Genomic DNA, 19115 nt, shown 5'->3' on the forward strand with positions numbered 1-19115 from the left:
ATGAAGCGCGGCGACCGGCCGAGCCGAAAGCGAAAGCCGAAGCCAAGGCGCAAGCCCCGAGTTGCCGCCAAGGGCCGCAAGCCCGCGCCGATGATCCCGCTGCCTGCGGCTTGGGAGTGAGAAGGAGCGATCGATGACACAGAGAGCGGTCTTCATCACCGGCAGCTCGTCGGGCCTTGGACGCGCCGCGGCCAAGCTGTTTGCCGCTCGGGGATGGAAGGTGCTTGCCACCATGCGAAACCTCGAGAAGGAACAGGAGCTCGCCAACTTGGGAGGAGTCGTGCTGCTTCCCTTGGACATCACCCAGCCGGCGCAGATCGAACGCGCGGCCGCCACTGCCATCAGCAGCGGCGGCGTCGACGTGGTCTTCAACAATGCCGGCTACGGGATGGCGGGGCCGCTCGAGGGGGTGAGCGACGAACAGATCCTCCGCATCGTGAATACCAACCTGATGGGAGCCATCCGAACCACGAAGGCATTCATTCCTCACTTTCGCGAGAAGCGATCGGGGCTGTTCATCAACACGACCTCGATCGGCGGCCTGATCACGGTCCCTTACAACTCGATCTATCACGCGACCAAGTGGGCTCTCGAGGGCTGGAGCGAGAGCATGGCCTTCGAGCTGAACCAACTCGGGATCGGCATGAAGACGGTTTCGCCGGGCGGAATGAAGACCGACTTCTTCACCCGATCCTTCGACGCCGGCCGTCACCCCGCCTATGACGCACTCGTCGAGAAGGTGATGAGCACGGTGAGGGATCCGAAGCAAATGGAGACGTACTCCACGCCCGAACAGATTGCCGAGGTCGTCTACGAGGCGGCGACCGACGGGAAAGATCAGCTCCGCTACGTCGCCGGCGCGGACGCCAAGGCGACCTATGCGACGCGCCTGGAGCTGGGCGACGAGGCCTTTCGCAAGACGATGCGGCAGCGTTTCTTCGGAGCAGGAACCCAGGAGGGAGCATGAACATGACGATCGCCCTGACCGGCCCGGTGTCGGCCTTCTTCGAGGCCGAGAGAACCCAGGACGTCGAGGCCCTCATCCGCTGTTTCAGTGAGCACGCAACCGTCCGAGACGAGGGCCGGACCATCGAGGGCCCCGACGCCATCAAGCGCTGGATGAAAGAGGCCAAGGCCAAGTACCACCACACGGTCCAGCCGCTCGCGGTCTCCCATCGCGACGGCCTGACGGTCGTGACGGCACGCGTTGCGGGGACATTCCCGAACAGCCCGCTGGATCTTCAGCATGTTTTCGCGGTTGAGGGCGGGAAGATCGCCTCGCTGGAGATTCGGTGAGCAGCGCCCGCGACCTCCGGGGCCGTAAGGCCCTGGTGACGGGTGGGACCAAGGGCATCGGCGCGGCTGTGTCGGCGCGGCTGCAACAAGCGGGAGCCCTGGTTCTCGCAACCGCGCGCACGGCTCCTGCCGAAGCCGTGGACGGTGTCCTCTTCGTAGCCGCCGACGTGACCACCGCCGAGGGTTGTGCGACCGTGGCGGCCGCCACCCGCGACCGCCTGGGCGAAGTGGACATCGTCGTCCACGTGGTCGGCGGATCGTCGGCGCCCGCGGGCGGATTCGCGGCCCTCGACGACGACGAGTGGTGGCGTGCGCTCGACTTCAACCTGTTCCCGGCCGTGCGGCTGGATCGCGCGCTCCTGCCCATAATGCTCGCTCGCGGTTCCGGCGTCATCGTTCACGTGACGTCCATCCAGAGCCAGTTGCCGCTGCACGACGCGACCCTCGCGTACGCCGCTGCGAAAGCCGCGCTCTCGAACTACAGCAAGGGCCTCTCGAAGGAGGTCGGGCCCAAGGGAGTCCGCGTGGTGCGTGTTTCGCCCGGCTGGGTCGAGACGGAAGCGGCAGTGAGCCTCGTACAGGAGCTTGCGCGCAAGGATGGCGTCGACTACGGGGCGGCCCGTCAAGGCTTGATGCAATCGCTCGGGGGAATCCCCATCGGACGGCCGGCGAAGCCGGGAGAGGTAGCCGACCTGATCGCCTTCCTGGTATCGCCTCAGGCTGCCTCGATCACAGGCACCGAGTACGTCATCGACGGGGGAACCGTGCCGACTTCCTAGGTCGCATCCGGGCGCGGATGACCTGAACCAGGGAAGCAGGCTGCCCCTGTCCGCCGGTTACGAGCCTGCGGCGGCCGACGATGCTCCAAACAAGACACAAACAAGACACGAAACGGCCTGGGTATCATGGCCATCTCGCTAGCTTGTTGCCGGAGTTGGTGGAGCTGATGGGGATCGACCCCATGACCACGTGAATGCCATCACTGAGGCCTCCGGGCTGCGCCACGACACTATGACCCCCCACGAGGCGCCGGATCCTGAGTTCACCCTTGACAGCCAGTCAACTTGTAACTGCCATAAATACAGGTCACAGAAGCGTGCGTATTGCCAATAGGTTCTCGATCGGCGTCCACATCCTCTCGCTGCTCGGTGCGCTGCGAGACGCGGAGCACACGTCGGAGTGGATGGCTGGAAGCATTGGCGTCAACCCCGTGGTCGTACGGAACGTCACGGGGATGCTGAGGCGAGCGGGGCTCGTCCGGACCCGGCAGGGCGTCGCTGGCACCTGGCTGGCGCGACCGCTCTCCGAGGTGACCCTACTGGAGGTCTTTCGAGCGGTCGAGGACGAAGCGAGCCTCTTCTCTGTTCATCCTCGTCCCAACCCGAAGTGCCCGGTCGGTGCGCGGATAGAGCAGACGCTCAGCGAGATCTTCGCCGAAGCCGAGAGTGCGATGTACACCAAGCTCGCAAGGATCACGCTGGAACAGGTCGTGCGGCAGCTCGACACGTCGGCCCGGGCCCGCCGTGGTGCCTGAGCCCCCCTTTGGCCACTGTTGTAATCTCATCGGTTACATGACCCTGGTCCTGATCCATGGTTGGAGGTGACGTCATGAGAATCGTGCTGTTCGGTGCGACGGGTAACGTCGGGAGGCGCGTGGCCGCCGAGGCGCTGAGTCGTGGTCACGAGGTCGTCGGAGTCGTTCGAGACCCGGCGGCGGTCGCGGCGCCCGACTCGCGCGTCCCGCTGGTGGGGGGTGACGCCACGAAGGCGGACAGCGTTGCCGAGCTGGTGCGTGGGGCGGACGCGGTCGTGAGCGCCATCTCGCCGCGGCCGAACGCGCGCGGCCTGGGGGCACCGTCTCTTGTCGAGAACGCGCGCGCCATCATCGCCGGCCTCCGGCGCGCGGGAGTGAAGCGCGTCCTCTTCGTCGGAGGCGCAGGCAGCCTCGAGGTCGCGCCCGGACAACAGCTCGTCGATCAGCCCGGATTCCCGGCGGCCCACCGGGCCGAAGCCCTGGAAGGACGCGAGGCGCTCCAGGTCTGGCGCACGGAGGCGAGGGGACTCGACTGGACGTTCCTCAGTCCAGCGGCCGAGATCGCGCCGGGCGAGCGGACGGGACGCTACCGGACGACGGGCGATCAGTTCCTGGTCGATGCGTCCGGCAAAAGCATCATTACGTTCGAGGATTATGCCGTCGCCGTCCTCGACGAGCTCGAGCGCCCGCGGCACGTGGGCCGGCGCTTTGGCGTCGCCTACTGAATACAGGAGGCAAGAACCGCACCATGAAGGCAACAAGCCTGCCCGCAGTCGTGACCGTGACCCTCTTTGCGCTGCTGATCGGAATTCGCCCCGGGGCCTCCGCGGCGATGCCGGCGCGGGAAGGGGCGGGAAAGACTGAGCCCTGCTCCCAGGCGTGTCTGGTCGAGTTGATGGCCGAGTTCAAGGCGAGCGTCCTTGCCAAGAGACCGGTTCGACTCACAGCAACCGCCGAAGTCCGCGAGAACATGGAACTCACGACGGTCGAGAAGTCGGCCTGGAAGGATGTCAAGGCCGTCAAGTCGAGCGCAGTGATCTCGGATGCCCTGACCGGCAACGTCGTCTCTCGCGACGGCGTGGAGATGAGCGACGGCAAGGCCGCCTACATCTCCACCCGCCTGAAGGTCGAGGCCGGCACGATCACGGAAGTCGAGCTGAGCTCGGATCTCGCCCGCGCCAATCCCGCCTACGTCTGGAATCTGCCTCCGGTCCTGACGGCCACCGTGCCTGAAGGTGAGCGCATGACCCGCGAGGCACTCGACGCCCTGGCTCACCGGTACTTCCAGACGCTGACCGACCACAAGCCGGTCGCGGCCGACTACGACGAGGCCCACTGCAATCGCTTTCACAGCGGCAACCAGATCACGAACGTCAGCCGCAACATGGTCGAGGGTGAGGGTGCCCGCACCTGTGTGACCAGCAACGCCGGGAACAAACCCTGGGGTCCCGCGCTGGAGCAGCGCTTCCCGGTGATCGACGTCGAGCACGGGATCGTGAACGGGATGACGCTACTGATGTTCCCCGATCAGGTGATGTACGTTTCCGAGGTCTTCAAGGTCGAACAGGGCAGGATCACCCACATCGACAACATCGGCCTGGTCAAGCCCGGTCTCGAGCATACGACCGGCTTCGGAACGCACAAGTAAAGGAACGGTTCATAGCGCTGACCTCTACGCGGCCAGCGGCAGTGGGCAGGGTGCTCTTACCAGCGTGAGCAAGGAGAAATGATGCGATCGAGAACTCCCAGAGTGCTGTTTGCCGTAGCCGCGTTGGCAATGTCCCTCTCGACCGCGACGGGAGTTGTCGCTCAGTCGCCACCGACTCGGTCCCTGCTGGCGCTCTCGAAACACGACCACACACTCGCCATCGTGGACCCGAACACGCTGCAGGTCGTCGCACGCGCTCCCGTGGGTCCGGATCCCCACGAGGTGATTGCATCTTCCGACGGGAAGACGGCGTATGTCTCGATCTACGGCGGCGGCCGCTACCATGCACTCTCGGTCATCGACCTGGTCGGGCACAAAGCGCTGCCCGACATCGATACCGGAGCCTTGAACGGCCCACACGGACTCGCCTTCGTTGGAGGAAAGGTCTGGTTCACGGCCGAAGGCGCCAAAGCCGTCGCCACGTACGATCCCGCATCCGCCAGGATCGATTGGATCATGGGCACCGATCAAAACCGGACGCACATGATCTACGTCACCCTGGACGAGAAGCAGATCTACACGACCAACGTGAGCTCGGCGACGGTCAGCATCCTGGAGAAAATCGCTCTTCCCCCGATGGGACCTCCTCCGGGAATGCGGCCGCCTCAGGGCGCGCTTCCTCCGCCGCCTCCACCGGGGGGAACTCCCATCCGCACGGATTGGAACGAGACCGTCATTCCGGTCGGCAAAGGCGACGAAGGATTCGACGTATCGCCGGATGGGGGTGAGCTCTGGACGGCGAATGCACAGGACGGCACCCTCTCGGTGGTCGACCTCACGACCCGGACCGTGGCGGCTACGTTGGACGCGAGGACGTTCGGCGCCAACCGGCTGAAGTTCACTCCGGATGGAAGGCTCGTGCTGATCTCGAGCCTGCGCGATGGCGATCTCGTAATCTACGATGCGGCGGCGCGTAAGGAATCCAAGCGCGTGAAGATTGGCCACGGAGCGGCGGGCATTCTGATGGACCGGGATGGCAATCGTGCCTTCATCGCCTGTGGGCCCGATAACTACGTCGCGGTACTGGACCTGAAGACCCTGGAGGTCACGGGCCACATCGACGTTGGCGGCGAGCCGGACGGCTTGGCCTGGGCGATCCGACCATAGCCGGAGGCGGACCATCTCCGTCCAGAGAAGACACAAACAAGACACGAAACGCCCTTAGCCCGCGGGTCGCTTCGCTAACTTGTTGCTGGAGTTGGTGGAGCTGATGGGGATCGAACCCATGACCTCGTGAATGCCATTCACGCGCGCTCCCAGCTGCGCCACAGCCCCACCGAGGAACCTAAATCGTACCAACTCCTCAACACGGGGTCAATAGTGGGCGGGATCCGGCTCCTTCCGCGCCCCCTGCGCAATCGAGGTGGTGAACGTGTTTTGGAAGGCCTCCACGTCTTCGGCCCGCTCCGCCACGAGGGCGACCGTGGTGCCGGCCGTGCGCAGCAGGCGCACGGTCTTTCCTCCGCTCATAACCTCGACAGAGTCCGCAAACCGGGCCGGGCCCGAGATCACGTAGAGCGACAGGTGGTGTTGGTCCCCGGAATAGTAGAGGTGCGCGGCCAGACGGTCCCCGAGCGAGCAGTAGCGACCCCCCACCAGCTCCAGGCCCCCCGCCCCCGAGGGGATGACGGGGAAGGGCGTCCCTTGAGCCTCGAACCAAGCGGTGGCCTCGGTCGGCTCGCTGGTCCAGATCTTTGCGGGCAGTTGCCCCTTGGCGAAACAGCGGCCGTGATCGCGGGCCAGCTCCCAGGCCAGGAAGGGAGCGGCTCCCCGTCCCCAGAGCACGAGGAGAGTCAGAGACGCGGCCAGGAGCAAAGTCCGCCGCAGTCCCCGCCGGGGGCCCCAAGTCCAGCGCGGGGAGTCCGACGAGCTCTCCGGGTGGCGGACGCGCCCGAGGTCATCGGTCATGACCTGCTCATTGTGCCACGAGGCGGGGCGTCGTTGACTGAGGGTGGGGAGCGGGTAGAATCGGGCCGGATCGCCAGCGAGGCGTCCTCCCCTGCATGAAGTACCTCACGACCATCGAGGTCGCGCACGAGCTCAAGGTCAGCAAACAGACTCTGCTCAACTGGCTTTACACGGGTAAGGTCCCGGAGCCACCGCGCAACCGCAACGGCTACCGGCTATGGAGCGCGTCGCGGGTCAGCCTGGTGAAGGGTCTGATCGGCGATGGGCGCATCCACCGTCGCACCGTTGTCCACAAGGAACCTTCAAACCGGCCGGAGATCGTGACGGAACTCGCGCGTGAGGTGAGCCAGTTCCTGCGCGACGGCAAGATCGCCCCGGAATCCTTCCTGCGTGAGCTGTCGCGGCTCCATCCCGGGATGCGCCGGGCGGCGCGTTCTCCCCGGCGCCGAAGCTGACGCGCGCTCACTCCCAGGGGATGTCGGGCATGAAGAGGCGCGGAAGGGGCCGGCCCCCCTCCAAGTGGGAGGCGACGATCTCCTCGAGGTCCTCCGGCGCTACCCCCCCGTACCAGACGTTCTCGGGATACACGGCCATGGTGATCCCCCGGCTGCAGTGCTTAAGACAGCTCGTGCGGCTCACGATCACGCGCGTGCCTAGACCGCATTCCTTGACCCTGGCCTTGAGCCGATCGAAAAGGCCCTCCGACCCTTTCTCGCCACAAGAACCCTTAGGATTACCGGGGGGACGCGTGTTCACGCAGACGAGGACCTGACGCTCGGGTCGGGGCATGGCTCTAGGCGAGTATACACCTCGTGATATTCTGGACCTCCGAGGCCCAGCGGGTCGGGCCACGTCGCAATCCCAGGGGAGGAGGAGTCTCCTATCATGAGCGCTCTCAAAGCCGTCGTCGTCGCCGTCGCTGGCCTCTCCGTACTGATCGCCGCCCGGACCACCGCCGCCGAAGAACTGACCGTCGTTTCCAAGGAGACTAGCTCGCGGGGGGGCACCACTTCGACTCTGTACATCTCGGCGACCAAGATTCGGCTCTCCGACCCCCGTCACGACACCATCTACGACGGGGCCAGCGGCAAGATGGCCGTGATCGACCCCCAGAAGAAGGAGTATTGGGAGTCGAGCGCAGAGGAACGCGAAGCTGGCTTCCGGCAGGTGGAAGAGCAGATGAAGAAGATGCAGGAGCAGTTCGCCAACCTGCCCCCGGCCGTGCGCGAGAAGATGGCAGGGGCGACGGGGGCGCCGGGGGCTTCGATCACGGTCCAGAAGGGCACGGGGACGAAGAAGATCGCGGGCTACGACTGCGAGCAGTACCTCATCTCCATGGGCGACACGATCAAGATCGAGAAATGGGTCACGCAAGACCTGCAGATGCCCTTGACCCTCTTCGACGCCCAGAAGGCCTCGTTTGCCGGCAACCCCATGCTGAAGAACTTCGCCCGCATGGCCGACGAGATGAAGAAGATCAAGGGGTTCCCCCTCGGGGAGACGACCACCATCAAGGGGCTCCCCGGCGTAGGGGGCGAGACCTCCCGCGAAGCCACCGAAGTCAAGAAAGGGCCCATCGACCCTTCGGTCTTCGCGATCCCCGCCGGCTACACCAAGGTGGAATCGCCCTTCGCGCGGATGGCCGCCGGGAAGAAGTAGCCTGGACGCCCTCGTCACCTCGGCTTGGCTGGCCGCCCACCTCCGTGATCGCGACCTGCGGGTGGCCGACGTCCGCTGGTACCTGGATCCGGCACGCAAGGGACGTGCTGCCTACGAGGCCGGCCACATTCCGGGGGCGGTGTTCATGGACATGGAGGTCGACCTCTCCGCGCCCGGCGGGGGCAGGGGCCGGCCTTCGGGCCGCCACCCCTGGCCTCCCGAGCAACAGGTGGCGCGTGTGATGGGGGAGGCCGGTATCGGCGCCTCCACGCGCGTCGTGGCCTACGATGACCAGTCGGGAGCGGTGGCGGCCCGCCTTTGGTACCTGCTCCGCGCGCACGGTCACGACGAGGTCGCGGTTCTCGACGGAGGGCTGGGGAAGTGGCAGGCGGAGGGCGGACCCACGGAGACGGACTTACCTTCGCCGAGCCCCGCCGTCTTTCCCGCGCGACGGCTTCCCGGTTTCGTGGTCGATAAGGCGGAGATGGCCGCGCGGCGGGGGGCCGGCCTGGTTCTGGACGCCCGCGCCCCCGAGCGGTTCTCCGGAGAGCTAGAGCCCATCGATCCCCGCCCCGGCCACATACCGGGCGCCCGGAACGCGCCCTATCGCGCGAACCTCACGTCCGATCCGGTTCCCCTCTTCCTTCCTCCCGCCGCATTGCGCGCGCGATACGCGGCCCTGGGCGCCGATCGTCAGGAGGCCATCGTCTACTGCGGTTCCGGCGTCACCGCTTGCCACGATCTGCTGGCCCTGCACTTGGCGGGGCTCCGGGGGAGCTTGTACGCGGGTTCCTGGAGCGAGTGGAGCGCCGACCCCTCCCTGCCCGCGGAGACGGGGGTCTAGGCCCGCCTATCCTATCGACCACCGGGCAAGTCCCGCCGGCCCAGAGCGACCCGCCGGACTGCGGCCACCGCTCAGAAGCGATATTCGAGGCCGAAGCGGATGATGCGCGGGCGCGCGATCTCGCGCGGGCGGTTGAAGTTCGGTAGCTCGATGTCGCGGACGACCTGGAGGACGGGAGCGCTGTTGAACAGGTTGAAGGCGTCGACGCTGGCGGTAAGGGTGCCCCGGCCCAGGGGGAAGCCATGGCTGATCCGGGCGTCGACCAGAGCGAGGCTCGGCAGCCGGTAGCTGTCGAGCTGGGGCGCGATCAAGACGTTCTTGGCCCCGCCCGTGGGATCCCCCGTGTTGGCGACTTGAAAGTAGGGGATGGGGAAGCCGTCCCGGGCCCAGACCCGGGCCGTCGCCTCCACGCGTCCGGGCAGGTGGCCGCGCAGGGTGGCCCCGGCGGTCCAGCGGGCGTTGACGAATATGTCCTCTCGCCCCAACCCGCCCGGCTGCACGGCCAAGACCCCGAGATCCTGTTGGGGGCCGGTGTCGAGGGGGGTCGGATCCTGGACCGCGAGGTTGCGGTCGGGGAAGCGCTCGCGCCAATCGATGAAGGATCCCCAGGCCTGCCACTCGAGATGCGCGCCTGCCCGGCCGCCCGCCGTGACCTCGAGCGTGATCGTGTCCTGGGAGTAGCCGTCGCGGTTCGTGAGCAGGCGCCCGCTCCCGGGCACGATCTGCGATTCCGAGACGGGGGCAAAGTAGGCCACGTTATAGGGCTGGCCGAAGAGCTGCCCGCTGACCCCACCCCGCAGAATGTAGTCGGCGAGGGTGAGCCCGAGGAGCGGTTGCCAGAGCGGTCGCAGGAGGCGGCGGAAGGATACATGGGCCCCCGCTTGCAGGGCGGGGCCGAAGAGCTTCTCGAGCGAGGCCGCCACCTCGTGCGTGCGCGGGGAACGCAAGTTGGGGTCTATGCGATTCGGGCTCCGGGTGGAGGCGGGGTCCTGCGGGTTCAACCCCGCGGCCCCGAGCAACCCGTGCACGGCGTCCAGTTCCCCCGGCTGGACGACGTTGTCGCCATTGCGGTCGATCCAGTAGTAGCTGAGAACCCCGAACTCCCGCCCGATCGGGTTGTCGAAGGTCACGTCCGCGGTGCCGAGGGCCGCGGCGTAGGCGGAGTAGCTCATCCGGGCCACCAGGGTGCCGCGGGCGTCCACTTCCCAGGCCAAACCCGCCCGCGGCAGTAGATCCAGCCAGCGGAATCGGCTCTCCCCGCCGGGATAGTCGACGCCCGGCAGCAAGTCGGGGAAGACGGGGTTGGCGGGTACGGACGAGGGACGGTTGTGGCCGGCCAGGCGGTCGAGCCGTGCCCCCAGGATGAGGCTCAGCCGCCCCCAGCGGACGGTGTCTTGAAAGTAGGCATCGAGCTGGTCCTGGACAGAGCTCGCAGAGAGGTCGCGGATGGGTTGGGCGAAGCCGGTCAGCTGGAAGGTGCGGAAGAAAACGCTCTGCCGCTCGAGTCCGAGCACGCTGTTGCCGGGCCAGGCTTCGACGGTCGTGACCGGCGTCCGCTGGTATCCCAGGCCCAGGAGGAGGTCGTGGTCTCGGCCGAAGAGCGGGTGGCGGGCGGAGGCCTCTATGCCCGCCTGGAATCGAGGCCGGTCGGTGCGGAGCGTGTAGTAGGACCCTTGGGCCACTCCCTGGAGGTCCTCGTAGGCGTTGCGGGCGGTGCCACCCTGGGGGTCCAGCCGTAGGCCTGCCGCCATGTAAGAGGCCCGGGCCAGGAGGGACACCCCGCCCACACTACGCTGATCCTCCAGGGCCACCAGGGTCGCTGGTCCCGATTGTTTCCAGCGGGCGGCGGGCGCGGCATCGAAGCCGGTGTCGCGGTCCTCGTCGGTTTTCTCGCTCCTCAGGCCGAGGAGCGAAAGCGTCCCCCCTCCCAGGCGCAGCCGGGCCTTGGTGGAGACGGATCCCACGCGGAGCGTCTCGGAATGCTCGGTGAAGGTCTGCTGGCGGAGGCTGTTCCAGGAGACCGCCCCCCAGAGCCAGAGGCGGCCTTCCCGTAGCGGACCCCCCGCCTCCGCCCCCAACTCCAGCACTTGGTCGGTGCGGTTCTGCAGGAAGTTCCGGGCCCGGAGGGCGGAGGGGGTGTTGTCGGACTGGAGGGGGTCGCCCGTGCCCCGCATGTGGACGGCGCCCGCGAAGGCCTCGCCCGGTTCGCGGAGGAACAAACCCACTTGGGCGCCGGGTGTGCGCACGCGCACGTCGACCGCGCCCGTGCGGACCCGCATCTCCTCGAGCGCGTCCATGTCCGGGTAGAAAGAACTGAAGCCGAGGGCGGCGGGGTCGGTGATGTCCACCCCGTCCAACGTCCAGACCGCGCCCGCTCCGGGGTCGCCCCGCGAGAGGATGAGCGACTGCTGCGCGGTGTCCGAACCACCCACGTTCACGCGGTCGGTGACGATGCCGGGCACGTCACGCAGGACTGACCAGGGGTCGGAAGGGCGGGGAACGGTTCCCAGGTCCTCCGCGGAGACGGACGTGCTGCGGTCCAGGGAGCGCCGGTGGACCGGCGCCGGCGGCCGCTCCCCGTCCTCGCAGGAAACGGCGGCGAGGACGTCATCTCCCGCTTCGACCCGTACTTCGCGGGCGGCGGTGCAGAGGGGCAGGGCAACCGACACCCGGTAGAGGCCGGGGCGCAGGTTGAAGAAGACGGCGCGTCCGCGGGCACTCGTGACCTGCTCGCGCTCCCCGCCGGAGCCGTGGAGGCGTACGGTCCGCCCCGATGACTCTTCTCCCTCGATCCTGATCTCGAGGGACGCGGTGGCGGCCTGGGGAAAGGCGGGCGCGGGAAGGAGGAGGGCGAGGACGAGGGCGGCTCGGGTCCGGGCCACTCCTATCCCTTGCGGAGCTGGTAGAGCGGGCGGCGCCGGCCGCCTTCCTCGGTCGGCGCGAAATCATCCACGACATAACCGCGGCCGAGGTAGGCTTGGAAGGCGCGGGCGACCCGGCCCTGCCATCCCTCGGCGACGCGGGGGGCGGCTTGGCAGAGCACGTCCCAGTCGGGGGGAATCTCGAGCAGGAGCTCGGGGGCCTCGAGGTCGAGCCGGGGTTCCGAGGATACGGGCCAGCCCGCCTGCCACTTCACATCGTTGATCCGGGGCAGGTTGGGTGTGGGCACGGTCGGCGGCGGTTCGGCAGAGCCCGCCCGCTCCCGCACGCCCTCCCCGTTCAGGTCCCAGCGCACGAACAGGCGGTCTGTGGGCAGGCCGTGATGGAGGGCGGAGGTCGTGATGCCGTAGAAGTTGGTCAGGTATTCGACCGCCGTCGCGCCCAGGCGACGGTGGTTGAGGTTCGCGTTTCGGGCCTGGAGGGGGTCGTAGGTCCAAGTGATCAGGGAAATGCCGCGGCGGAGAGCCTCCTCGCGCTGGGCCCATTTGAGCCGCGCCCCCACCCCGCGCTTCTGGTGGTCGGGGAGCACGGCCAGCATGTCGGAGTGCCAGTAAGAACCGCCGCCGCGGAGGGCAGGGAACGCGTAGACGAAGCCCACGGCCTGGCCTGCGCCCGCCTCCGCGATTTGCACCAAGCCCCCCGCGTGACAGCTCGCGATCATCTGTATGGCGGAGGTGATCTCGACGTCTTCGAGCGCCCAGACCGAGCGCTGGAGGAGCACGCAGAGGTCGTAGTCGGCGCGCTCCCGCGCCGCTCGGATGCGGAGGTCCTCCGTCATTTCGGGCGGGAGTCTACCACGTGGAGGCGGACCCCCAAGTCCGCTAGAATCCGGGCCGACGCCCCATGAACGAGAGGCCGGATAGGGCAGAGCCGGAACTAGTCCGCGGCCTGGGCGCCGGGGATGCGGCCCTCGTCACCATCGGGTCCGTCCTCGGGACGGGGATCTTCATCACCACCGGCGACATCGCCCGCAGCCTGCCCCACGCCGGCCTGATCCTGCTCGCCTGGATCGGGGGCGGGCTCTTCACTTTGGCGGGGGCCCTCACTTACGCCGAACTGGGCGCGCTCTATCCGCGGGCCGGAGGCCAGTACCATTTCCTGCGCGAGACCTACGGTCCGTTCTGGGGCTTTCTCTTCGGTTGGGCCGCTTTCCTCGTCATCATGTCGGGCGGAATCGCGACCCTGGCCGTCGGCTTCGGGGAGTACCTGGGCGCATTCCTGCCTTTTTTCTCCACCGGCCATGTCCTCTTCCAGGTCCCCTTGGGCCCCTGGACTTGGGTCGTGAGCGGCGGTCAGCTCGCGGGCTGCCTGGCCATCCTCCTTCTCAGCGCCATTAACTATGTGGGCGTCAAGGAGGGCGCGGCGGTGCAGAACGTGATCACGGTCGTCAAGATTGGATCCATCCTCGGCCTTATCGGCTTCGGCCTCGCGGTTTCGGGCCCCGTCGCCCCGCATTTGACCGCTCCCCTCCCCTCGGGGGGCGTCATCGCCGCCTTCGGGGTGGCCATGATCGCCGTCGCCTGGAGCTACGACGGCTGGTACGCCGTCACCAACCTGGGGGGAGAGATGCGACGGCCCCAGCGGGACCTGCCCATCGGCCTCATCGGGGGGACGCTGGTCCTGACCCTCCTTTACACCGCCGTCAACTTCGTTTACGTCCGGGCCTTGCCCGTGGAGGCCATGGGGCTGACCGGCCGCATTGGCGAGGCCACGGCCCGCGTCCTCTTCGGTCCCTCTGGGGGGCGCCTGATCACGGCGGCCGTGCTTCTCTCGACGTTCGGCTGCATCTCTTCCACAATCCTCTACGCGGCCCGCATCTACCTACCCATGGCCCGGGACGGGGTCTTCTTTCCGGCCCTGGCCCGAGTCCATCCCCGCTACCTCACGCCCTCGACGTGCATCGTGGCCCAGGGGGCGTGGGCCTCCCTCCTCACCTTCTCCGGCACCTACGAGCAGCTCTATACCTACGTGGTTTTCGCGGTTGTGCTCTTTCATGCGGCCACGGGGGCGGCCGTGATCGTGCTGCGGATCACGCGCCCGGATGCGCCCCGCCCCTACCGGACCTGGGGCTATCCCATCGTCCCCCTCCTTTTCGTTCTCTTCTCCCTCGCCTTGGCCGCGAACACGCTCCTGGAAAGGCCCGTCGAATCGTTCATCGGGCTCGGTATACTGGGCCTCGGCCTGCCCGCTTACCTCTGGTGGCGGAGGCAGGGCAAGGAGAGGTCCCATCGCGCCGCGTAAAGGACTCCCCGACTGGCTGGAGCGCCTGCGCTTTGTGGGGGGCATGCTGATCTCGCGTGAGATGGCCGTGCTCACCAACGCCATCGCCTTCAACTTCTTGCTCTGCCTCTTCCCCCTGCTGCTGGTGGTGACGGCGGCCACTCAGCAGCTCCCCGGGCGGGGGGCGGGGGGCGCTCTCGTGCTCGTCCTCCAGGAGTTGATTCCCTTCGGGCGAGAAGCCATGGCGGAGTCGGTGCGCAGCCTCAGCCGCTTGGCTCGGGGCCTGGAGGCGATGTCCCTGGTCTTGATCGTCTGGGGCTCCTCGGGGATCTTCATGCCCGTGGAGATGGCCCTGAACAAGGCCTGGGGGGGACGGCCGCACCGAAACTTCTGGAAGAGCCGCGGCCTGGCCTTTCTCATGACCATGGCGGGCGGCGTGATCGCGCTGTTCTCCGTAGCTCTGACCGTGGCCGCCCGGGGCTACAGCAAGGCCTGGCCGGGCCTGGGCGGCTATGGAGTCAAGGTCAGCGCCCTCCTGCTGACCTGCCTCCTTTTCTTCATCATCTACCGCGTGATCCCCGATGCCGCGGTGGGAACGGCGGTGGCGCTGAGGGCCTCGCTGTGGGCGGGTTCGGCCTGGGAGGCGGCGAAGTATCTCTTCGTGTTCAACCTGGGTCGGGTCAACCTGCAGGCCTTCTACGGCCCCCTGGCCTTCTCGGTCTCCCTCGTCCTCTGGGCCTACGTGTCGAGCCTGGTCTTGGTCTTCGGGGCGCTGATGGCGCCCGTCAACGCGGGGGCGCCGGTCAAGAAATAGGCCCCGTCTTCAGGGCCCGGCCATCGCCTCTAGCTGGTCCAGCTGCTGGTAACCCGTCGTGCCCGCCGCCACCAGGGGGACGGGCACGCAGAGGGCGAGCAGGAACCGGTTGATCCTCAAGGCGGGGCCGCGGGCGGGCGCCGCGCCCACGCGGCCAGGACCTCGGCCCAGGGAGGGCGGAGGACGGCGCGCCCGTCGCCGGGAACGGCGAGGATGGCCGCGCTTTCGACCCCCTCCAGGATCTTGGCCACGGGGGCGGAGGCCGCGTCTCTGCGCGGGATGAGGGCCAAGAGCGGGACCCGAACGACCTCGAGCTCCCGCGCCAGCTCCGTGGGACCGAGGAAGCCTCCCAGCGAGGGGGCGAGGGCGGCGGCCGCGGTGGCCCTCCCGGCCGCGGCGAGGGCCAGGGTCCCTCCCAGGCCGTGCCCGGCCACGATGAGGGGGAGGCCGTCCGGCCAGCGGCGCGGCGCCGAAGCCAGGAGCTCCACAAAGTCGTCGAGGGCCTCCGGCCCGAAGTGGCCCCCGCTCCCGCCCTGGCCCCGGGGCTCGAAGGCGACCACGTCCACGCGGCTGGCCAGGGCCTCCAGGAAGCCCGCCAGGTCCGGGTCGTCCAGGGTGTTTCCGAGGTCGGGCTGGAAGACGACCCGTACGCGGGCGTCCTCGTAGGGGGCGAGCCGCCGCCCCCGCAGGCGGGGCGTGGCTCCCAGCCAAACGTCCTGGAACAGGCTGGCCATGATTCCGCTCCGCGGAATCTTAACCCGACCCCTAGAGCCCGATCTCCTCCGCGATTGGCTTGAGCGCTTCGATGATGAAGGCCACGTGCTCGGCCAGGGGCCGGCCTATGGCCTCGGCTCCCCCATAGACGTAGGAGCGGTCCACGGAGCGGGCGAAGGCCTTGTCCTTGAGCTTCTTGATCACCGATTCCACCGGGAGGTCGGCCAGCTTCTTGCTGGGCCGCACCTTTACGCAGGCCCCGATGAAGCCCACCAGCTCGTCGCAGGCGTAGATGGCCTTCTTGAGCGACGTGTCGCGGGGAATCTTCATGTAGTCGGCGTGCGAGCAGATAGCCTCCACCACCACCTCCGGGTAGCCCCGCTCGCGCAGGATACGACCGCCCACGTGCAGATGAGTGTCCTCGGTGGGGTTCTGCTCGTAGTCGAAATCGTGGAGCAAGCCCACGATCCCCCACATCTCCATCTCTGGCGGGTCGGTGACGCCGAACCAGCGCGCGTAGGCCCGCATGGCTTCCTCGACCGCCCGGCCGTGCTTGCGCAAGGCCTCCGATTGCGTGAACTCGAAGAGCAGGGCCTCGGCCGTCGCCCGGTCTACGCTCATGGCCGAAGGATAGCCTACAATCGGCGGGATCGGTCGGGTGGGGGGGCCATGGGCGGAGGCGTGAGGCGACCGAGCGGAGCCGACCCCGTCGCCGCTCCCCCGCTGGAGTCCGATCGGAAGCACGCCCACGGTCGTCCCGATTCTCGCGAGCGGTCGCGGACGATCGCGACCTGAGCTCTTGGCCTACCGCTACCCATCCTCTTACGTCTTTCATCGCTCGCTCGGCCGGGAGCTCCCCGCGATCGCGCGCGGCCAGGGGGCGGTCCTCTGGGACCGCGACGGAAAGCGCTACCTGGACGGCTCGGGGGGGGCGGTGGTCGTGAACATCGGGCACGGACGCGAGGAGGTGGCGGAGGCCATGGGTCGACAGGCCCGGGCCGCGGCCTACGTCCACGGCACGCATTTCACGAGCGACGTCCTCGAGGAATACGCCCGTCGCTTGGCCGCGCATGCGCCCGGCGACTGCCACCGCCTCTACTTGGTGTCCGGAGGCTCGGAAGCGAACGAGACGGCGGTGAAGCTGGCCCGTGCCTATCACCTGGCCACGGGCCAGCCCGGACGCCACAAGGTCGTGAGGCGCGCCGTCTCCTACCACGGCAACACCCTGTCCATGCTCTCCCTCTCCGGCCGTCCCAACCTGCAGGCTCCCTACCGCCCGCTCCTGTCCGCGTCGCCGGAGGCGATCGCGCCCTTCTGCTACCACTGCCCGCTGGACAAGGCGTATCCCGACTGCGGGGTGGCCTGCGTCGACGACTTGGAGGCGGTGATCCGGCGCGAGGGTCCGGAGAGCGTGGCCGCCTACATCGCGGAGCCGATCCTGGGGGCCTCCGCGGGAGCGGCCGTCCCCCCTGAGGACCATGCCCGGCGGGCGCGCCAAATCTGCACCCGCTACGGCGTCCTCTTCGTTGACGACGAGATCATGACCGGCTTTGGCCGCACCGGGAAGTGGTTCGGCATCGAATGGAGCGGGGTAGAGCCGGACATCGTGACCTGCGGCAAGGGGATGAGCGGCGGGTACATGCCGGTGGGGGGGGTGCTGGCCGGCGATCGGATCGTTGAGGTTCTGGCCCGCGCGGGTGGCTTCACCCACGGCTTTACCTACTCGCACAACCCGGTCACGGCCGCGGCTTGCCTGAAGACGCTGGAGATCCTGGAAGCGGAAGGCCTGGTCGAGCGCTCCCGCGGGCTGGGCGAGCGAGCGCTCGCCCTCCTTCGGCCCCTCCGGGATCACCCCCACGTGGGGGACGTGCGGGGTCGCGGCCTCATGCTCGGGATCGAACTGGTGGCGGACAAGGCCACGCGCCGACCCTTCCCCCGTGCGGAGGGCAGGGCCGAGGCCCTGGCCGCCGCCGCCTTCGCGTCCGGCCTTCTGCTCTACCCGAGCGGGGGCTGCGCGACCGGCACCGATGGAGACGCGGTCATGCTCGCCCCGCCCCTGGTGGTGAGCGAGGCGGAACTCGAGGAGATGGTGGAGATTCTGGAGCGTGCGCTGACGGAGCTCGGGCTCTAGGGAGGGCCGGCAATGGCCAAGGATTACCCGTCGATCACGATCCCGCCCCCGGGCCCGCGGGCCCGGGCCGTCATTGACCGCGACGCCGGGGTCATGTCCCAGAACTACCGCAAGGACTACCCCCTGGTGGCGGCGCGGGGACGGGGGCCGGTGGTGGAGGACGCGGACGGAAACCGCTATTTGGACTTCGCGGCCGGGATCGCGGTGGTGGCCACCGGCCACTGCCACCCCGAGGTGGTGGCCGCGATCAAGGCCCAGGCCGAGCGCCTGCTCCACATCTGCGCCACCGACTTCTACTACGAGAACCTGGTGGCCCTGGCCGAGGGCCTCGCCCGGCAGGCGCCCGGCCCCGGCCCCTGGCGGGTCTTCTTCGCCAACTCAGGGGCGGAGGTGGTGGAGGCGGCGATCAAGCTGGCCCGCTTGCGCACGGGGCGGGCCAAGATCGTGGCCTTCTACGGGGCCTTCCACGGCCGCACGTACGGAGCACTGAGCCTCACCGCCAGTAAGCCCGTGCAGCGGAAAGGTTACGGGCCCCTCCTGCCCGAGGTGCTGCATTCCCACTACGCCTATTGCTACCGCTGTCCGGTGAACCGCGAACCCAAGACCTGCCGCGTAGAGTGCCTGGATCTCCTGACCCAGACCATGTTCGGCAGCACCGTCGACCCCCGGGAGGTGGCGGCGGTGATCGTGGAGCCAATCCAGGGCGAGGGCGGTTACGTGGTGCCGCATCCCGGCTTCCTGAAGCGGCTGCGCGAGGTCACGCGCGAGCACGGCATCCTGCTCATCGCGGACGAAGTGCAGTGCGGGATGGGGCGCACGGGTCGCTTCTTCGCGAGCCAGCACTTCGGGCTGGAGCCCGACCTCGTCGCGGTGGCCAAGGGTATCGCCTCCGGGATGCCCCTCGGAGCCCTGATCGCGCGCGCGGACGTGATGCAGTGGGAGAGCGGGGGCCACGGCTCCACATTCGGCGGCAACCCCGTCTCCGTGGCCGCCGCCCTGGCCACCCTCAAGCTGCTCGAGGGCGGGCTGGTGGCGAACGCGGATGCGGTGGGGGCTCACCTCATGGGTCGCCTGCGCGACCGGCTCGCCTCCCACCCCGCGGTCGGGGACATCCGCGGCCTCGGCCTCATGATCGGGGTGGAGATCGTGGAGGGGGGCCGGGAGCCCGCGCCCGAGCTGCGCGAGCGCATCCTGAAGGAGGCCTTCCGGCGGGGCCTGCTCCTGCTCGGCTGCGGGAAGAGCACGATTCGGCTGGCCCCTCCCCTCGTCATCGACGGGGAGGACGCGGACATCGCCGTCACCATCCTCGAGGAGTCGATCCGCGCCGTCGCGAGGGCGGGGGGCTGA

The 19115-nt window shown here is 68.3% G+C and carries 20 protein-coding genes and 1 tRNA gene; 14 read left to right on the forward strand and 7 right to left on the reverse strand.

Annotation, left to right across the window (positions count from 1 at the left end; translation table 11 throughout):
- Positions 1-133 precede the first annotated feature (133 nt).
- From VN461_05650 to VN461_05680, 7 genes are all read left to right on the forward strand, one after another.
- Positions 134-967, forward strand: a complete 834-nt coding sequence (locus VN461_05650; protein ID HXB54246.1) for an SDR family oxidoreductase — start codon at positions 134-136, stop codon at positions 965-967.
- Positions 964-1296, forward strand: a complete 333-nt coding sequence (locus VN461_05655) for a nuclear transport factor 2 family protein (GenBank protein ID HXB54247.1) — start codon at positions 964-966, stop codon at positions 1294-1296. Before VN461_05650 ends, VN461_05655 begins: the two co-directional genes overlap by 4 nt.
- The gene (locus tag VN461_05660) at positions 1293-2075 is read left to right on the forward strand and encodes an SDR family oxidoreductase (protein ID HXB54248.1); all 783 of its coding nucleotides are present in this window, start codon (positions 1293-1295) and stop codon (positions 2073-2075) included. Before VN461_05655 ends, VN461_05660 begins: the two co-directional genes overlap by 4 nt.
- A gap of 317 nt (positions 2076-2392) precedes the next feature.
- Complete coding sequence (locus VN461_05665; protein HXB54249.1) at positions 2393-2830, forward strand: Rrf2 family transcriptional regulator; 438 nt, start codon at positions 2393-2395, stop codon at positions 2828-2830.
- Positions 2831-2904: 74 nt separating this feature from the next.
- On the forward strand, positions 2905-3555 hold the full coding sequence (locus tag VN461_05670) for an NAD(P)-dependent oxidoreductase (GenBank protein ID HXB54250.1): 651 nt from the start codon (positions 2905-2907) through the stop codon (positions 3553-3555).
- Between the two features lie 23 nt (positions 3556-3578).
- Positions 3579-4478, forward strand: a complete 900-nt coding sequence (locus tag VN461_05675) for a hypothetical protein (GenBank protein HXB54251.1) — start codon at positions 3579-3581, stop codon at positions 4476-4478.
- Positions 4479-4556: 78 nt separating this feature from the next.
- The gene (locus tag VN461_05680) at positions 4557-5645 is read left to right on the forward strand and encodes a cytochrome D1 domain-containing protein (protein ID HXB54252.1); all 1089 of its coding nucleotides are present in this window, start codon (positions 4557-4559) and stop codon (positions 5643-5645) included.
- Between the two features lie 92 nt (positions 5646-5737).
- Here VN461_05680 and VN461_05685 read toward each other — a convergent pair.
- Positions 5738-5813, reverse strand: a tRNA-Ala gene (locus tag VN461_05685).
- 39 nt (positions 5814-5852) lie between these two features.
- On the reverse strand, positions 5853-6446 hold the full coding sequence (locus VN461_05690; GenBank protein HXB54253.1) for a hypothetical protein: 594 nt from the start codon (positions 6444-6446) through the stop codon (positions 5853-5855).
- A gap of 95 nt (positions 6447-6541) precedes the next feature.
- On the opposite strand from VN461_05690, the gene VN461_05695 reads away from it, so the two are divergent.
- Entirely contained in the window at positions 6542-6901 is a 360-nt protein-coding gene (locus tag VN461_05695; GenBank protein ID HXB54254.1) for a MerR family DNA-binding transcriptional regulator, read from the forward strand.
- Positions 6902-6908: 7 nt separating this feature from the next.
- Here VN461_05695 and VN461_05700 read toward each other — a convergent pair whose 3' ends face one another.
- Positions 6909-7235: a (2Fe-2S) ferredoxin domain-containing protein gene (locus VN461_05700; protein ID HXB54255.1), complete on the reverse strand. Its 327-nt coding sequence runs from the start codon at positions 7233-7235 to the stop codon at positions 6909-6911.
- Between the two features lie 96 nt (positions 7236-7331).
- On the opposite strand from VN461_05700, the gene VN461_05705 reads away from it, so the two are divergent.
- Positions 7332-8105, forward strand: coding sequence for a DUF4412 domain-containing protein (locus tag VN461_05705; GenBank protein ID HXB54256.1), 774 nt, complete (start codon positions 7332-7334; stop codon positions 8103-8105).
- A gap of 28 nt (positions 8106-8133) precedes the next feature.
- Entirely contained in the window at positions 8134-8949 is an 816-nt protein-coding gene (locus tag VN461_05710) for a sulfurtransferase (protein HXB54257.1), read from the forward strand.
- A 71-nt stretch (positions 8950-9020) separates the two neighbouring features.
- Here VN461_05710 and VN461_05715 read toward each other — a convergent pair whose 3' ends face one another.
- Both VN461_05715 and VN461_05720 read right to left on the reverse strand, forming a co-directional pair.
- Entirely contained in the window at positions 9021-11831 is a 2811-nt protein-coding gene (locus VN461_05715) for a hypothetical protein (protein ID HXB54258.1), read from the reverse strand.
- Between the two features lie 2 nt (positions 11832-11833).
- Entirely contained in the window at positions 11834-12667 is an 834-nt protein-coding gene (locus VN461_05720; protein ID HXB54259.1) for a GNAT family N-acetyltransferase, read from the reverse strand.
- A 65-nt stretch (positions 12668-12732) separates the two neighbouring features.
- Here VN461_05720 and VN461_05725 point away from each other — a divergent pair, with 65 nt between their 5' ends.
- The gene (locus VN461_05725) at positions 12733-14130 is read left to right on the forward strand and encodes an amino acid permease (GenBank protein HXB54260.1); all 1398 of its coding nucleotides are present in this window, start codon (positions 12733-12735) and stop codon (positions 14128-14130) included.
- 43 nt (positions 14131-14173) lie between these two features.
- On the forward strand, positions 14174-14923 hold the full coding sequence (locus VN461_05730; protein ID HXB54261.1) for a YihY/virulence factor BrkB family protein: 750 nt from the start codon (positions 14174-14176) through the stop codon (positions 14921-14923).
- Positions 14924-15039: 116 nt separating this feature from the next.
- Here VN461_05730 and VN461_05735 read toward each other — a convergent pair whose 3' ends face one another.
- Complete coding sequence (locus VN461_05735) at positions 15040-15657, reverse strand: alpha/beta fold hydrolase (GenBank protein ID HXB54262.1); 618 nt, start codon at positions 15655-15657, stop codon at positions 15040-15042.
- A gap of 31 nt (positions 15658-15688) precedes the next feature.
- Positions 15689-16258: an HDIG domain-containing protein gene (locus VN461_05740; protein HXB54263.1), complete on the reverse strand. Its 570-nt coding sequence runs from the start codon at positions 16256-16258 to the stop codon at positions 15689-15691.
- A 178-nt stretch (positions 16259-16436) separates the two neighbouring features.
- Here VN461_05740 and VN461_05745 point away from each other — a divergent pair, with 178 nt between their 5' ends.
- Positions 16437-17768: an aspartate aminotransferase family protein gene (locus VN461_05745; protein HXB54264.1), complete on the forward strand. Its 1332-nt coding sequence runs from the start codon at positions 16437-16439 to the stop codon at positions 17766-17768.
- A 12-nt stretch (positions 17769-17780) separates the two neighbouring features.
- Positions 17781-19115 carry an acetyl ornithine aminotransferase family protein gene (locus VN461_05750; GenBank protein ID HXB54265.1) on the forward strand — a complete coding sequence of 445 codons (1335 nt, stop codon included), beginning with the start codon at positions 17781-17783 and terminating at the stop codon, positions 19113-19115.

The sequence above is a fragment of the Vicinamibacteria bacterium genome, from assembly GCA_035570235.1.
Taxonomy (GTDB): domain Bacteria; phylum Acidobacteriota; class Vicinamibacteria; order Fen-336; family Fen-336; genus DATMML01.